Genomic DNA, 14,188 nt, shown 5'->3' on the forward strand with positions numbered 1-14,188 from the left:
CACATGGCCGGCACTGCGTTTTTAAAGGGCGTCGGCTACGGTCGGCGCTATCCTTCCCCGCCCTGAAGGACGGGGCTTGCCGCGCCTTTTGGTCAAGTTTCTGAAGCCTACACCAGCAAGACCTATAGTTGGAGTGCCGAGAAGGCTCAGAGAGCATTCGTATGCACCGAGACCTGAATGGCGCATGGGGGATTTTCCTGCATGCTTAGGTAGAACTGCCCTGTTCCGGCAATCTGCATTGGTGAAAGATGCTAGCTTTTTTAGCATCCAGTAGCCCAAAAAGTGCGGACTATGGTCAAGCGTGTGCGGTTGGATCCCATTGCCCAAGTGTCTGAAATCGCCACCAACAGCAATTTGCTCTCGGTGCTGCTGCAAGAAGAGCTGAATGTGTTGAAAGAGTGCGGTGGGCGCGGCCTCTGCGCCACCTGTCATGTGTACGTTAAGGAGGGGATGGAGTCTTTATCCCCGATGAGCAAGCGGGAGCAGCGCACCCTGGAGGTGATCACCACCTGCAAGCCTAACTCTCGCTTGGCCTGCCAAGCGCGGGTGCTGGGGGAAGGGGTGGTGGTGGAATTGCCTGCCGGGATGTACATCCATGCTTTTCAGGATATCGAGGCGTTGATCGGTCGGCGAGCGGAGCAGCCACTTTTGCACCCTGTAACCGGCGCGGTTTTGGTGCAGGAGGGCAAGCTGATCACCCGCTCGGTGCTGGAATCGGTGAGAGGGCTGGATCTGGATATCCAAGAAGCACTGGCTCGGAGCAGCCAGGAGTTTTGAGATTTTGATCCCATCTTTTGAGCCAGTTTGGGCCCCTTTTTGAGGCCACTTGGCCACCCCGTATATAAACAAAGCATTCTCAGGTGAGTATTCCTATGCCCCCTGTGTTTCTTGGGATCGATCTGGGCACTTCTGGGATGCGGGTGGTGGCCCTCTCAGAGCAGGGGGAGGTGGTGGCCAAAAGCGAGCGCCAGTGGGATCCCCCAGAGACCAATCCGGGCCGCTGGTTGCGAACCCTGAAAGCCCTTTTGGGACAACTGACCGCGCAACTAGGGGAGCAGTATTCCATTGCAGCTCTGAGTGCTTGCAGCACTTCCGGCACCATTCTGCCGGTGGATGGTCGAGGCATGCCGTTGGAACAGGCGTGGCTGTATTCTGACCCACGGGGCCAGGCTCAGGCCAAGCAATTGGGGATCCCTGCCAGTTGGGGTCTCAGCCGTTGGCTGTGGTGGGCGGAAGCCTATCCTGATCAGTATCGAGACAGCTACTTGGCCCATCCGGCGGACTTTTTGCTGAGCCAACTGGGGGGGCGCAGGCAGGTGACCGATCACACCCATGCCCTCAAGAGCGGTTTCGACCTGGAGGCCTACACCTGGCCTCAGGAGTGGTTGGCGCGGCAGGGCCTAAACCCCAAGCATTTCCCCGAGGTGGTACCGCCGGGAACGGTTTTAGGAACGGTGCGAGCAGACTGGGGGTTGGGGCCGGAAGTGCTGATCGCGGCAGGGATCACCGATGGCTGTGCCGGGCAACTGGCGGCAGGGGCTATTCGCTTGGGGCAGGTTTCCACCAGCTTGGGCACAACCCTTATTTTTAAGGCCAACAGTCCGGATCCCATACAAACCCCAAGCATCTATTCCCATTTGCACCCGGACTGTGCTCCACACCGCTGTCGCGAACGAATGGTTTGGTGGCCGGGGGCCGCCTCTTTTTGTGGAGGCGGAGTTTTGCCTCATTACTTCCCCGACGGCAACCTGCAAATGCTGGATCAGCAAGCCCAGGCTTATCTGCCCACTGGGCTGGTCAGCTATCCCCTTTGTCAGCCGGGAGAACGTTTTCCCATTGTCGATCCCCGGTTTGCCGGGTTCTTGCCGGAGGCAGAAGAGGGATCCCCCCGTTTTTACGCTGCTTTGTTGGAGGGGGTAGCGATGGTGGAGCGGCTGGGGCTGGAAACGTTGGCCGCTCAAGGGATCCCAGTGCCAGAGCAGAGCCCGATTTTCACCACCGGTGGAGGCAGCAAAAGCCCTCTCTGGTTGCGCCTACGCGCCAGCATCCTTGCTCGTCCCTTGGCTGTGGTGAAACACCCGGAGCCGGCTGTGGGGGCAGCCATCTTGGCCGCTTCTGCCTATTGGTGCTGCTCTGTCCAACAGGCTGCCGATCGATTGGTACAGGTAGAACGCTATGTTCAACCGGATCCAGAGTGGGTGAAGTCTTACGCAGAGATCTACTCGGTCTTTCACAGCCGCCTGAGCAACCTGCTTTGACATGTTCCCTGCTCTACTGGCTTGCTTCCCCGTAGCGGTAGGGTGAGGATTCTTGTTACTGGTTCCACAACAGCCCTTGCCGCAAAGGATCCCGTCCCGCTTTCGCCAGTAGGTTTCCCCTCTAAAACAGCGATGATGGTTTCCCAGTTGTTCAGGCTACAGACTTATGACTATGTAAGTATTAAGCGGTCACGGGATACAGCTGCCTACCTACGTTTTTTGAGCTTCGTGAATGCTCAGCCGTGGAAACGAGATTCTTTTTAAACGGAAATGAAATATTTTCGTTGCATTGCTTCCTAACTTTCCTTCTCTCCTGAGAGAGAAGCTAGGGGTGAGGGTCGGCAGCGAGGTGTCTCAATCTTGTTTGAAGCGACTGTAAAAGCATTCTGACATCGAAAAGCAGGGATCCCCGCTTGGGGATCCCCGATTGGTATGGCCGGAGCCGCAAGCCAAGCTAGGGCTGCCGCTGGAAGCTCTTGACTTCTAAAACCGGCCCTACCTGAGCCACCGTCACCATGTCTTCTTTGATCTGTCCCTGGATGGTGACCTCTAGCCCCTCTTGCAAGAGCTCTTTGGGGGCACGGAAAAGGGCATAGTGCTCGCCGGAAGGCAGCGTCAGCACCCACACTCCCCCTTCGATATCCAGGAACTGGATGGTACCGCTGTACTCTTGCATCACCGCCTCAGCGCCAGCCCGGTTGCCGTGGACTGAGATTCCGTAGCCGCTTGCGCTCCCAAGTAGGCCAGGCCCAGGCAGAGCAAGCCATTGAAGAGCAAGAAGGAGCGACCCAACCAAGCAGAGGATCCAAGCCATAGCACCCCCTCATAGAACAGGGATCCGGACAAGAGCAGATGCGAGGCCATGCCAATGCACAGGCCGATCACCGCCCAGCGCCAGCGCCGATGGCCCAGGAGCAGCAACATCAACAGGCCCGGGATCAACACGCTGGCAAATAGGGGGTTCAAGGCATTGGTCTGGGCAAAGGCGGTGCCCAACTCCGGCAGGGAGCTACCCGCCAATTGGAAGGGCCAACGGGGGCCACCGACAATCGCCAACCCCTGCAAGGGGAAAAGACCGGCACTGCCCAAAAGCATCCCAGCCAGCAAAGGCACCGTCTGCAGCAGCCGCTTGGGAGCCAGCCACCAGCGGATCAGCACCAGGATAATGTAGCCGCCCACCACCATCAGCAGCTTCGGCACCAGAGCAATCGGGCCACCATCGAACCAGAAGCGTGGGTTGAGGTAGCCATTGTTGTTCAGGTACTGCAGGAAGTCCTTCAACCAGAGCACCAAGGGGTTTTCCTCCTGTTGCCCTGTGGCCCTGGCCAGCGCCTTGGCTGCATCCAAACGACCAGCCCCGTAGAAGTTCTGTTTGTCGCCGGGCACTGGGGTAGCCGACATTTTCAGCACTTCCTCCACCTTGTCCGGGTCTTTGATGCCCTGAGCCTGGATCAGAGCTGCCACACCGGCTACGTGGGGAGTGGCCATGCTGGTGCCTTGGAAGTAGGCAAAGACCGGCTCGTTGGGGTTACGACGATTGATGGTTTGCTGCAGAATGCCGTACTCGGGGTGATCAGGCGTTTTGGCTCCGCCGGGAGCAGAGATGTCCACCCCCACCCCATAGTTGGAGTAGGGGGCTTTCTCCCCGTTGGGCCCCGTGGCCGAGACAGCAATCACATGCGGGTAACGGGCCGGGTAGCTCACCTGGTTGGAGTTTTCGTTGCCAGCGGCTGCGATCACCGTCACCCCCTTACTGTGGGCATAGGCCACCGCCTCCTCCATCAGTTGGGCAGAAGCGCGGCTACCCAGGCTGAGGTTGATGATCGTAGCCCCGTGGTCGGCAGCATAGCGGATCCCTTCCACCACATCCGACAGGGATCCAAAGCCATTGGCATCCAACACCCGTACCGGCATGATCTTGGCCTTGAAGGCAATGCCGGCTACACCCAAGACATTGTTGGTGGATTGGGCAATGGTTCCCGCCACATGGGTGCCGTGGCCGTTGAGGTCTTCCGGATCCTCATCGTCATCCACAAAGTCGTAGCCCTTAACAAATTGGGTTTGGGCCAGGTCGGGAACTCGGGTTACTCCTGTGTCCACCACGGCTACCGTCACCCCTTCCCCTTGGGAGATGTCCCAGGCTTCCGGCATGCGGATGGCCCTGAGGTTCCATTGCTGGGGATAGAGGCGGTCGTTGGGCACGAAAGCCGCCTGGAATTGATAGTTGGGGTGAGCATACTCGATCAAGGCTTCGTCGGTGAGCCGCTTAACCAGCCGCCGCGTGGATCCCAGGTGGTCGGCATCCACGTCAAACAGGTAGATCGCTTCTTGGCGGGCAAAAGCGCTGTCGCTGCTGGGGCGGAGCGTCAAGTGATACTCTTTAGCGATAGCAGCAATCTGACTGGGGGTGGCCGTGTTTACAAAATTGACCACGATGCTGTCGTAGGGGGCGGATCCCTTGCCGCAAGCCGTCAACAGCAATGCCATCAAGCCGGCGCAGCAAAGACCCAACCAGCGTCTGAATTTCATAATTCACGCCCTCGGGATCCAAAATTGTTGCAACCAGTATGCCCTCTGGATTGACAATTGACGAGATGAGATCCGGCATGGGGGCAAAATTGCCAAAAGGTGCAACCTTCGCCGCGCAAGAAGGGATCCCAGCCCTGCCGAGAAAGTGCTAAGACAAGATGAGCGTAAACTGCCGCTTGGAGGGGGGAATCAGGATCGATGGACAGAGTCTTGCAGCTCATGATCCAGGGTTGGTATTACTCCATCCCCCTGTTGACGTTCTCGGTCTTCTCAGTGGCCTGTTGCATTGAGCGGGTGCTGTTTTGGTGGAAGATCACCCATCGGCAGGAGGAGGTGGTGCAGCAAGCCCTGAGCCAGTACCGCCGCAACCCACGCGCTGCCCAGTATTTGCTGGAGCAAAATGCCGATCTGCCGATTGCCCGCATCTTTTTGGCCGGGTTGGAGCTGAACGAGGCCAGCCCGGAAGATTTTAAGTTGGCCCTGGAAACCGCCTTGGCGGCAGAGGTGCCTCTGCTGAAGCGCTTCAACACTGTCTTCGACACCGTAATCACCGTTGCCCCCTTCTTGGGCTTGTTGGGCACCGTCACCGGCATCATCCAGATCCTCAGCTCCATTCAACTGGGGGATATCGGCGGCACCGATACCCAGGGGGTAGGTCGGGGGATCGCCGAAGCCTTGTACTCGACGGCCTTTGGACTGATTGTGGCTATTCCCACCCTGTTGATTTCCAACGTCTTCCGCTCTTTGTACCTGCGGCAACTCTCTAAGATCCAAGAGTACGGCGGCATGCTGGAGCTGCTGCATCGGCAGCGGCAAGAGATGCAGGCCCAACAGCTTTCCCAGTATTCCTACACCCAATCTAGCCCCAGTGGCAGCTCCACCCTTCCCCCCTACTCCTCGCTTGAGCCCTCCTAACCTATGCGCATCCCCGAAGAGAACTTCCGAGCTGGCGAGATCAACATCGTGCCCCTGATCGATGTCATCTTCTCGATCCTGGTGTTTTTCGTGATTGCCAGCCTGGTGCTCACCCGCTCCGAGGCTCTGGATGTCAACCTGCCGGACGCGACCACAGCCGAAGTTCGTCTGCAGCCGGATGTAACGGTGAGCCTGACGGCGGAAGGACAGATTGCTGTCAATCAGGAGAAGATTGCCGATATCTCTGCTCTGATCCCAGCAGTGGAACGCATCCTGGCCGAGAAGCCGGCTGAAGGGCGGCGCTTGGTGGTGATCAACGCTGATTTGGCCCTCTCCCACGGCAAGGTGGTGGAGGTGATGGATACCCTGCAGCGGGTGCCCAATGTCAGCCTGGCAATTGCCGCCCGCCGCCCCAGCAGTAATCGGTAGCCAGCTTAGGATTTGGGCCAGTTTTGTCAAATATAGTCATTTCAGGTTAGGGTGAGACGCCTAGGCTACTGGTCGCGCCAGCGGGACGGAGTCCTTGAAAAACCTTCTGGCCCTCTGCATTATCGCTCCGCAACGCTATTGCTCTGCAACGCCGACGCGACCAACGTTTGGGGTGTGGGTGCAGTGTCCTGGTTTAAATCGAAATGACCATAGACCCAGTTTTCCGGTAAGCTCATTTGCTAACCCGCTCTCTAGCCTGGGGGTGAGGGGTCATCCTGCGCCCAGCACCTGAATCAGGAGTGCCTTTTGCACATGTAGGCGATTTTCCGCCTGATCCCACACGCGGGACTGGGATCCCTCCAGTACTTCAGTGGTGATTTCCTCTTCCCGGTGGGCCGGCAGGCAGTGCAGCACAATGGCTTGCGGATCCGCCCGTTGCAGCAGCTCGGCATTGACCTGGTAGGGCAGAAAGGTGGCCTTGCGGGCCTCGGCCTCAGCTTCTTGACCCATGCTGGCCCACACGTCGGTATAGACCACCTGAGCTCCAGAGACGGCTTCCTGGGGATCCTGCAGCACCAACACCTGGGATCCCTGGGCCAGAGCGCAGGCTTGCTCCACCACTGCCGCATTCGGTTCGTAACCGGGGGGGGTGGCGACGCGGATGTGGATCCCGCTCATGGCACAGCCCAGCAGCAGGGAGTGGGCAACGTTGTTGCCATCGCCGCAATAGGCCAGGGTCAGTCCCGCCAATTGGCCAAAGTTCTCCTGAATGGTGAGCAGATCGGCCAACACCTGACAGGGGTGAAACTGATCGGTGAGGGCGTTGATCACCGGAACATCGGCATACTCGGCAAAGGTTTCCAGCTCCTTCTGGTCGTAGGTGCGAATGGCGATCACATCCAGGTAGCGGGAGAGGACGCGGGCCGTGTCCTGCAGGGGCTCGCCGCGGCTCACCTGCATCACCGTCGGCACCAGATCCAGGGTGCTGCCCCCGCATTGGGCCATGGCTGCCGTAAAACTGGCGCGGGTGCGGGTAGAAGCCTTCTGAAACAACAGCCCCAACACCCGACCCCGCAGCTCCACCCGATAGGGATCCCGCTTTAATTCAGCCGCCTGGGCTAGCAGGGCCGACAGCTCTGCCGGGGTTAGGTCGCTGAGCTTGAGCAGATCCCGTCCGGCCAAGTTTATGGATCCCGCGATCTTCGACCCCGCCATTGTGCTACGCGCCACCTACAGAAACAATAAAAGCATCCCCAGCCCGGCGCTGGTCAACACTCCTCGAATAACTCGAATGAGAAGAGTCTTAATAGTCTTAAATAGCTTGGGCCTCGGCTTAACCCCAGTCTCAGGAGTGCCAGATCTGAGACCCATCAAAACCGCCCCCAACACCGGCTAACGTGAAGAGGAACGAATGACCTCCTGGGCCTGTTGCCGACGGGCAGAGATCTGAGCCTGCAGAGCCTGGATGGCAGCAGCATACTGTGGGTCGGCTGGGGTGGCCACCAATTCTCGGTTCTGGCTGAGCCGCTTCAGATCTTCCTCGGACAATTCCACCAAAATATCGGGGGTAATGCCCTTGTGGTCAATGTCGTTGCCGTTGGGAGTGCGATAACGGGCAATGGTTACCGCCAGCCCAGATCCATCGGACAGGGGATGCACCGACTGCACCAGGCCCTTGCCGAAAGTTTGCGTGCCGACAATCACGGCGCGACGGTTATCCTGCAGAGCCCCCGACAGAATCTCGCTGGCGCTGGCCGAGCCACCATCCACCAAAACGGCCAAAGGTTTATCGGTAAGGGCCGTGTTGTTGGCCGTCAGGCGATCCTGCTCCCCTTGGCGGTTCACCGTCGAGACGATGCTGCCCCGGTTAATCCACATGCGGGCAATCTCGGCGCTGGAGTAGAGCAGGCCCCCTGGGTTGGCGCGCAAATCCAGAACGTAGGCGGCTACCCCTTGTTTTTCCAGCTCGCGAATGGCTTGGCGCATCTTCTCGGCGGCGTTGCCGGAAAACTGGGTAATCCGGATATAGCCAATGGGCAGGCCGTTTTCCTCGTGAACCTCGTAGCGCACGGTGGCCAGCTCAATTCTTTCCCGCACCAAATCGAACACCTTTAGCCCTTCCCCCTCGCGGCGAATGGTCAGCCGCACCCGCGTACCCGGCTCGCCCCGAATGAGGTTGACTGCAGCGTTGGTGTCCATGCCTTCGGTGGACTTGTCGTCGATGCGCACGATCACGTCTTTGGATTTGATCCCGGCCCGGTCGGCAGGAGACCCTTCAATGGGGGAGATCACCACCAGCTCGTTCGTCTCTTGATCCATGCCCAGCGTGATCCCCACCCCGGTCAGCTCGCCGGATGTATCGATTTGCATGCTGGCAAACTGATCCGGATCCAGAAATCGGGTGTAGGGATCGTTCAGTTTCTTCAGGGCTTCCCGGATGGCCGCGTAGGCATCTTCTCGGGTGGCATACTCTCGGCTGAGCAGATCCCGCCGCACCGCTTCCCAATCCAGGGAATTAAAAGACGGATCCACGTATTCCCGGTTAACAATTTGCCAAACCTCGTCCACCACCTCTTTGGGATCCCGGCGAAACCCCGCCCAACCCGGCATAGATAGCTGCACGCCGACCAGCGACACCGCTGTCATCACCGCAGCCGTTGCACTAACCACAAACCCACGCTTTCTCATTGGCTCTCCTGGAAGGCGCTAAAAGTCAAGGTTGACGAGGTGGATCTCCAGAGGTGGATCTCTAATTGTCAGGGAACTGGGTTTCGAGCAAGGGTCTTCCCCTATCCAAACTTCAGCTTAGAAGCATCGAGAGCAAGGAAAGGCTCCCCTGCTGCAGCAAGTGGGATCCGGATTTTGGTAGGCTACAGATAACCCCAACCGACTGTGCCCAACCTAGCATAGGGATCCCTGCCGGGGGTGCTTCTAGGATCACAGTTCAACACAACTTTGTTACAACCTATCATCGCAACCCTTTTCTTCCAAATGGGCACTTTGCCCCCTTTCTGACTCTATGTCCCTTGCCACCGATTGCCCCAGCTCGCTTGCATCTGCCTCAGAGCGCCCGCTGCTGTCCCAAGTGCAGTTGGCCCGCGCTGCTGCCCAACACACGGCCACCTTGCCCACGGCTATTAAGAATGCCGCTCTGGAGGCCATGGCCACTGCCTTGTTGGAGCACCAAGAGCCTATCTTGGCCGCCAACCGGGCGGATTTGGAGCGGGCAGCAGAGATGGTGAAAGCCGGGGAGTTGTCGGCATCTGCCTATGCCCGCCTGAAGCTGGATGCCCACAAACTGGCAGATATGGTGGCCGGAGTGCGGCAGGTGATCCGGCTGGGGGATCCGGTGGGCCGAGCTTTGCTGATCCGGGAACTGGACGAGGGGCTAATTTTGGAACGGCGCACCTACCCTTTGGGGGTGCTGGGGGTGATCTTCGAGTCGCGGCCCGATGCTTTGGTGCAAATTGCTGCCCTGGCGGTGAAAACCGGCAATAGCGTCTTGCTCAAGGGGGGATCCGAAGCTTTGCTCTCCTGTCAAGCCTTGATGGCGGCCATCCAGGCGGGCCTGCAACAGATCCCGGAGTTCCCCCAGGGATCCCTGCAGTTGCTCACCAGCCGCGCCGAGGTCAAGGCCCTACTGCAACTGGAAGGGCTGGTAGACCTGATCATCCCCCGCGGCTCCAGCAGCTTTGTCCGCTACATCCTGGAGAATACCCGCATCCCGGTATTGGGCCATGCCGATGGCCTGTGTCACCTGTACGTGGATCGGGCAGCGGATGTGGACATGGCGATCAAGCTGACGGTGGACAGCAAAACCCAGTACCCCGCCGCCTGCAATGCCATCGAGACCCTGTTGGTCCACAAGGCCATAGCCCCCCACTTTTTGCCTCTGGCGGTCAAGGCCCTGCGGGAAAAGGGGGTGGAATTGCGGGGGGATCCCCTCTGCCGCGAGCTGGTGCCGGATCTGATCCCGGCCACCGAGGACGACTGGAGCACCGAGTACGCCGACTTGATCCTCTCGATCAAGATGGTTGACTCCCTTGACGAGGCCATTGCCCACATCCAGCAGTACGGATCCCGCCATACCGAAGCGATTGTGACCGAAGATGCCGCTGCTGCCCGGCGATTTTTGGATGAAGTAGATGCAGCGGGGGTCTTTCACAACGCTTCCACCCGCTTTGCCGACGGGTTTCGCTACGGCTTTGGGGCAGAAGTGGGCATCAGCACCCAAAAACTGCCGCCGCGCGGCCCGGTGGGCTTGGAAGGCTTGGTGACTTACCGCTACCAACTGCGAGGGCAAGGACATCTTGTAGCCGACTACACAGGCCCCCAGGCGCGACCTTTTCAACATCGGGATCGCCTGAACAACACCGGCTTAGCTTAGCTGCAAAAGCCGGCTGTACAAACCGGCTGTACAAAGCAGTCGTTCACAAAAACCGTTCTCCTCGTCTTCACGGCTCCAGGTTGAGGTAAATTAAAAAATAGCTTCGTGATTGCCAAGGGTTGCGCTTTGCGGCGCGCTATGGTGTGACAATGGACTACCGGGTTCCGGGTTTGATGTTATGGGCTTGAGCGCCCTAGATGTAGCGCTTTGCATTTTGGCCTTTTGTTATTTCGATTAGGAGCTTCGCTGGATCATGCCTGTGCGTCTGTATGTTGGAAATCTGCCGGAAGAGGTGGATCGTCAGGCACTGGAGAAGCTCTTTCGCTCTGCCGGTGAGGTCATTTCCACCAAGGTGATCCGGGATCGGAAGACAGGCAAATGCCGCGGCTTCGGCTTTGTAACGGTGAACACCGAAGAGCAGGCGCAGCAGTACATCGAAAAGTTCAACGGCCACAGCTTTGGGGATGTCAACTTGCGCATTGAGCTCGCCCAGCCGCGCGACCGAGGGGAAGAAGGCGAATCCAAAACAGCGACCTCTGAGCCTTCATCCAAAGAGTCCAGAGGTTCCAAAGATTCCAGAGCGTCCAGAGATTCTGAGGCCAAGGGCTCTAAAGAGTCGGCAGAAAACCCTGCCCCCAGCAAAAAGCAACGCCAGCGCGGCAATAAGGGTGGGCGCTCCACCGTCGTTGCCGAAAGTGAGGCAGCCTCTGAGCCGGATCCCCGCTGGGCCAGCCAGTTGCAGCGGATCAAGGAGCAGCTTCTGCAGGTCACCAATTCCTAACCCCCCCGAACGAGTGATAGACACTGTTGGGATCTGACGGTAGGCTGGGTGAGTTGCGACGGCTCTAGGCATGTTTGAGAGGGGGGTTGGGATGCATAGGCTGGTGAGGATTTTTCGCGCTTGGGGGCGGAGCTTGGCCCGGGCTGGACTTTTGTTCGGGCTGACGGTTCTGCTGGGAGTGGGAAGTGGAGCTCCGGTTTTCCTACCAGCGGCGGCGGCTGCCCCGGCAGATTTGGAAGAGCAGGTGCTGCAGATCATTCGAAAGAACCCCCAGGTGATTCTGGAGGCCGTACAGGAATACCAGCAGCGACAGTACCAGGAGCAGCAGCAACAACAGCAGCGGCTGGCGGAAGAATTTGGCCGTCAACTGCGGGAGAACCCACGCGCCGTCATCGGAGATTCCCCTCGACTGGGATCCGACGCTCTGCGGTTAGTGTTGGTGGAGTTCTCCGATTTTCAATGCCCCTTCTGCGCCCGCGCCCACAGCACCCTCAAGCAGTTCATGGCCGACCATGGAGATGAGGTGACCTTGGTGTACAAGCACCTGCCCCTGACCAGCATCCACCCAGAAGCGATGTCGGCTGCCCGGGCTGCTTGGGCCGCCCAACGTCAAGGTAAGTTCTGGGAGTTTCACGACGAGCTGTTTGCCAACCAATCCCAGCTTGGGGATGGGTTTTATGTGGCCACTGCTGAGAAGCTGGGCCTGAATATAGAAAAATTCAATCGGGATCGGCGCAGTCGGGCGGCAGAACGCGCCATTCAGCGAGATATCGACCTGGCCTCTCAACTGGGCATCGGCGGCACCCCCCATTTCATCTTGAACGGCATTTCCTTCTCGGGTGCGCAGCCGCTGGAGGTGTTTGAGCAGACGCTGCAGCAGGCTAAGCAAGCCCTCTAGGAAAAATGCTCCGCACTGCTATTGAAACAGGTGGTGCAACGGCTGGCCTATCCTTCTTACCAGCCTCGCCCAGTTGCCCAAACGCTCCGTCCTTGAGGAGGGCTTTACGGTAGGCTCAGGGCAGTGGCAGGGTAGTCAACCGCTCTATTCGCCCAAGCGGGCTGTAGGCTTTGACAAGCCAGTAGGGTGGGGAGTATGTCAAAAGCAGAAACTCACCCAAGTCGCCATTTGGGCCGAATGGGGATCCCCAACGGCAGGGAAGGAGGAGAGCGTTTATGGCGGAAGTGGCTCTTGGCTACTCCACGGGCAGGATGCGGGCATCGAACCCTGCTTCGGCCAGAGAGCGCCGCGCCTGTTCGGCGTTGGCCCGTTGCCGGTAGGTGCCCACCTGAATCACTGAGCCCCGCAGGAAGGCATCAGGGGCAAACTGTTGCAGCTTGGGTAGGGCCTCTTCCCCAGCCGGCACCACCACCCAAAATCTGCCGGCACCTTCTTCCCCAGGAGGGACAGCCTGGGCAGGCGAGGAGGAGACGGGATCCGCTTGCAAAAGAGGCTGAGAGCGGCGCAGATCGGCGGGGAAGATCCCCGCTTCATAGCCTTGGCCGGCCAAGTAACGCACCTGCTCGGCGGCAGCAGCAGGGTCGGCAAACCCACCTGTGCGCACCACCCGCAGGTCATCGTAGATCAAGGGCAGGGATCCCTCTAGGAGTTGTTTTAGCGCAGGCCATTTCTCCCCGGTGGGATCGGCCACCAACACCCAATAGCGCTCTCCTTGTGCTGGGTTGGAGATGGGATCCTGGCCAGCATTTTCTCCTACCAGCGACACCGCCACTGCCGGTAACCCCTGAGCGGTTAGCCAGCGGGCTTGATCCTGGGCCAACGACAGGCGGGAGAAGGTTCCCGTTTGCAAAGCAACCTGGCCGCGGTACTGCACCACAGTGGCTCCTGGAAAGAAGCGGCGCACCCGTTCTTCCAAACGGGGATCACCGGTGGGGTTGGGCACGTGGGTGGCAAAGGGACGCTGGGGATCCAAGGGCGGAGCGGTTGGCGTCGGCGGCACAGAGGCTTTTGAGCTGGCAGCAGGGCGGCTGGGTGCTGCTTGGTCAGGAAAAGCAGGGGGCAGAGGGGGATCCGTCTCTTGGCGGCTCACCACCCGCACCGATAACCCTAGCCGTTCCAAGTCGGCCTGACGGCGTTGAGCATGGCTACGGTTGATGAACGTCCCCGCCAGAATGAAAACCTGCCCATCCCCTTGCACAAAATAGGCATCCGGCACCTGGGTGCGCACCTGAGCCAACTCCGCCGCCCCATCCGCCAGTACATGCACTTGGTAACGGGTCAGGGCCAAAGCAGCCGGCAGGACGTTCCCATTACCGGTGTGAAGCACAAGGGCAAAGGCCGCAAGGGATCCGGCAAAGAGGATCGGTCGCGCTGGCAACAGGGGTACGGAGCATTTCAGCCAGCCGTAGTCCTGACGGGTGTTGCACATGGGATCCATCTCCTCTGGCGGGATTGGCGGCAACTCAAACCTCTGCATCCGGGATGGAGTCTTTGCCTGGGCCTGCGGGGATCCCCCACAGTGCCAGAGCTCGCAGTTCACCCCCTTGCGGGAAGGACAACTCAAAGCTAGCGTAAGCCGAAGTTTGGGCAAGGCTGTGCCAGGGATGGGCTTGCAGATGCCGCCCACCACCGATAGAATGCTCCGCACTGCCACCGCAAAGATGCAGCCCAGTTGGGTCCACGGGAGAAACACAGATCTAGTGCATCTCCAGTATAGATAGGCTGGCAAGACTGATACATTTACGCTGAACACTGTTGAACATCACTGTTCAACTATGCAGCGATAGCATTCTGTTTGTTTCCAAACAGAATGGCGGTATCCCGCAAAGCTTTGAGTAGAATACCCAAAGCGCAGTTTCCGTGTCGTCTTACTACCAATTTTCTGCTTTGCTTTGGCTACCATGTTGGCAGACTCGAAAGTAAACAGAAAG

At 58.9% G+C, this 14,188-nt stretch carries 12 protein-coding genes; 7 read left to right on the forward strand and 5 right to left on the reverse strand.

Features of this window, described 5'->3' with window-relative positions; genetic code table 11:
- The first annotated feature begins 291 nt into the window (after positions 1-291).
- Both ACVWY9_RS12630 and ACVWY9_RS12635 read left to right on the forward strand, forming a co-directional pair.
- Entirely contained in the window at positions 292-777 is a 486-nt protein-coding gene (locus tag ACVWY9_RS12630) for a 2Fe-2S iron-sulfur cluster-binding protein (protein WP_011432453.1), read from the forward strand.
- Between the two features lie 95 nt (positions 778-872).
- The gene (locus ACVWY9_RS12635; protein ID WP_457388710.1) at positions 873-2,258 is read left to right on the forward strand and encodes an FGGY-family carbohydrate kinase; all 1,386 of its coding nucleotides are present in this window, start codon (positions 873-875) and stop codon (positions 2,256-2,258) included.
- Positions 2,259-2,712: 454 nt separating this feature from the next.
- On the opposite strand, the gene ACVWY9_RS12640 is transcribed toward ACVWY9_RS12635, so the two are convergent.
- Positions 2,713-2,934, reverse strand: coding sequence for a hypothetical protein (locus ACVWY9_RS12640; RefSeq protein ID WP_414388313.1), 222 nt, complete (start codon positions 2,932-2,934; stop codon positions 2,713-2,715).
- Entirely contained in the window at positions 2,934-4,787 is a 1,854-nt protein-coding gene (locus tag ACVWY9_RS12645) for a S8 family serine peptidase (RefSeq protein ID WP_414388311.1), read from the reverse strand. The genes ACVWY9_RS12640 and ACVWY9_RS12645 overlap by 1 nt, the downstream gene beginning before the upstream one ends.
- 198 nt (positions 4,788-4,985) lie before the next feature.
- Here ACVWY9_RS12645 and ACVWY9_RS12650 point away from each other — a divergent pair, with 198 nt between their 5' ends.
- Complete coding sequence (locus tag ACVWY9_RS12650; protein WP_049749560.1) at positions 4,986-5,702, forward strand: MotA/TolQ/ExbB proton channel family protein; 717 nt, start codon at positions 4,986-4,988, stop codon at positions 5,700-5,702.
- A gap of 3 nt (positions 5,703-5,705) precedes the next feature.
- The gene (locus ACVWY9_RS12655; RefSeq protein WP_011432458.1) at positions 5,706-6,131 is read left to right on the forward strand and encodes an ExbD/TolR family protein; all 426 of its coding nucleotides are present in this window, start codon (positions 5,706-5,708) and stop codon (positions 6,129-6,131) included.
- A 270-nt stretch (positions 6,132-6,401) separates the two neighbouring features.
- On the opposite strand, the gene argF is transcribed toward ACVWY9_RS12655, so the two are convergent.
- Both argF and ctpC read right to left on the reverse strand, forming a co-directional pair.
- On the reverse strand, positions 6,402-7,346 hold the full coding sequence (gene argF / locus ACVWY9_RS12660; RefSeq protein WP_457388713.1) for an ornithine carbamoyltransferase: 945 nt from the start codon (positions 7,344-7,346) through the stop codon (positions 6,402-6,404).
- A gap of 177 nt (positions 7,347-7,523) precedes the next feature.
- A complete protein-coding gene (gene ctpC, locus ACVWY9_RS12665; RefSeq protein ID WP_011432460.1) occupies positions 7,524-8,819 on the reverse strand; it encodes a carboxyl-terminal processing protease CtpC in 1,296 nt (431 codons plus the stop codon).
- 331 nt (positions 8,820-9,150) lie between these two features.
- Between ctpC and ACVWY9_RS12670 the strand changes: the two genes are divergently transcribed.
- The 3 genes from ACVWY9_RS12670 to ACVWY9_RS12680 all read left to right on the forward strand — a co-directional run bounded on the left by ACVWY9_RS12670 (position 9,151) and on the right by ACVWY9_RS12680 (position 12,197).
- On the forward strand, positions 9,151-10,518 hold the full coding sequence (locus ACVWY9_RS12670; protein WP_457388715.1) for a glutamate-5-semialdehyde dehydrogenase: 1,368 nt from the start codon (positions 9,151-9,153) through the stop codon (positions 10,516-10,518).
- Between the two features lie 253 nt (positions 10,519-10,771).
- On the forward strand, positions 10,772-11,299 hold the full coding sequence (locus ACVWY9_RS12675) for an RNA recognition motif domain-containing protein (RefSeq protein WP_011432462.1): 528 nt from the start codon (positions 10,772-10,774) through the stop codon (positions 11,297-11,299).
- A gap of 91 nt (positions 11,300-11,390) precedes the next feature.
- Complete coding sequence (locus tag ACVWY9_RS12680) at positions 11,391-12,197, forward strand: DsbA family protein (RefSeq protein WP_457388717.1); 807 nt, start codon at positions 11,391-11,393, stop codon at positions 12,195-12,197.
- Positions 12,198-12,492: 295 nt separating this feature from the next.
- Here the strand turns inward: ACVWY9_RS12680 and ACVWY9_RS12685 are convergent, their stop codons facing one another.
- Positions 12,493-13,950, reverse strand: a complete 1,458-nt coding sequence (locus tag ACVWY9_RS12685) for an SPOR domain-containing protein (protein WP_457388719.1) — start codon at positions 13,948-13,950, stop codon at positions 12,493-12,495.
- Positions 13,951-14,188 lie beyond the last annotated feature (238 nt).

It is taken from the genome of Thermostichus sp. OS-CIW-31, assembly GCF_054060305.1.

Coding starts and splice junctions, on each gene's coding strand:
- ACVWY9_RS12630 (WP_011432453.1), top strand. CDS start 292: ATGGTCAAGCGTGTGCGGTTGGATCCCATTGCCCAAGTGTCTGAAATC.
- ACVWY9_RS12635 (WP_457388710.1), top strand. CDS start 873: ATGCCCCCTGTGTTTCTTGGGATCGATCTGGGCACTTCTGGGATGCGG.
- ACVWY9_RS12640 (WP_414388313.1), bottom strand. CDS start 2,934: ATGCAAGAGTACAGCGGTACCATCCAGTTCCTGGATATCGAAGGGGGA.
- ACVWY9_RS12645 (WP_414388311.1), bottom strand. CDS start 4,787: ATGAAATTCAGACGCTGGTTGGGTCTTTGCTGCGCCGGCTTGATGGCA.
- ACVWY9_RS12650 (WP_049749560.1), top strand. CDS start 4,986: ATGGACAGAGTCTTGCAGCTCATGATCCAGGGTTGGTATTACTCCATC.
- ACVWY9_RS12655 (WP_011432458.1), top strand. CDS start 5,706: ATGCGCATCCCCGAAGAGAACTTCCGAGCTGGCGAGATCAACATCGTG.
- argF (WP_457388713.1), bottom strand. CDS start 7,346: ATGGCGGGGTCGAAGATCGCGGGATCCATAAACTTGGCCGGACGGGAT.
- ctpC (WP_011432460.1), bottom strand. CDS start 8,819: ATGAGAAAGCGTGGGTTTGTGGTTAGTGCAACGGCTGCGGTGATGACA.
- ACVWY9_RS12670 (WP_457388715.1), top strand. CDS start 9,151: ATGTCCCTTGCCACCGATTGCCCCAGCTCGCTTGCATCTGCCTCAGAG.
- ACVWY9_RS12675 (WP_011432462.1), top strand. CDS start 10,772: ATGCCTGTGCGTCTGTATGTTGGAAATCTGCCGGAAGAGGTGGATCGT.
- ACVWY9_RS12680 (WP_457388717.1), top strand. CDS start 11,391: ATGCATAGGCTGGTGAGGATTTTTCGCGCTTGGGGGCGGAGCTTGGCC.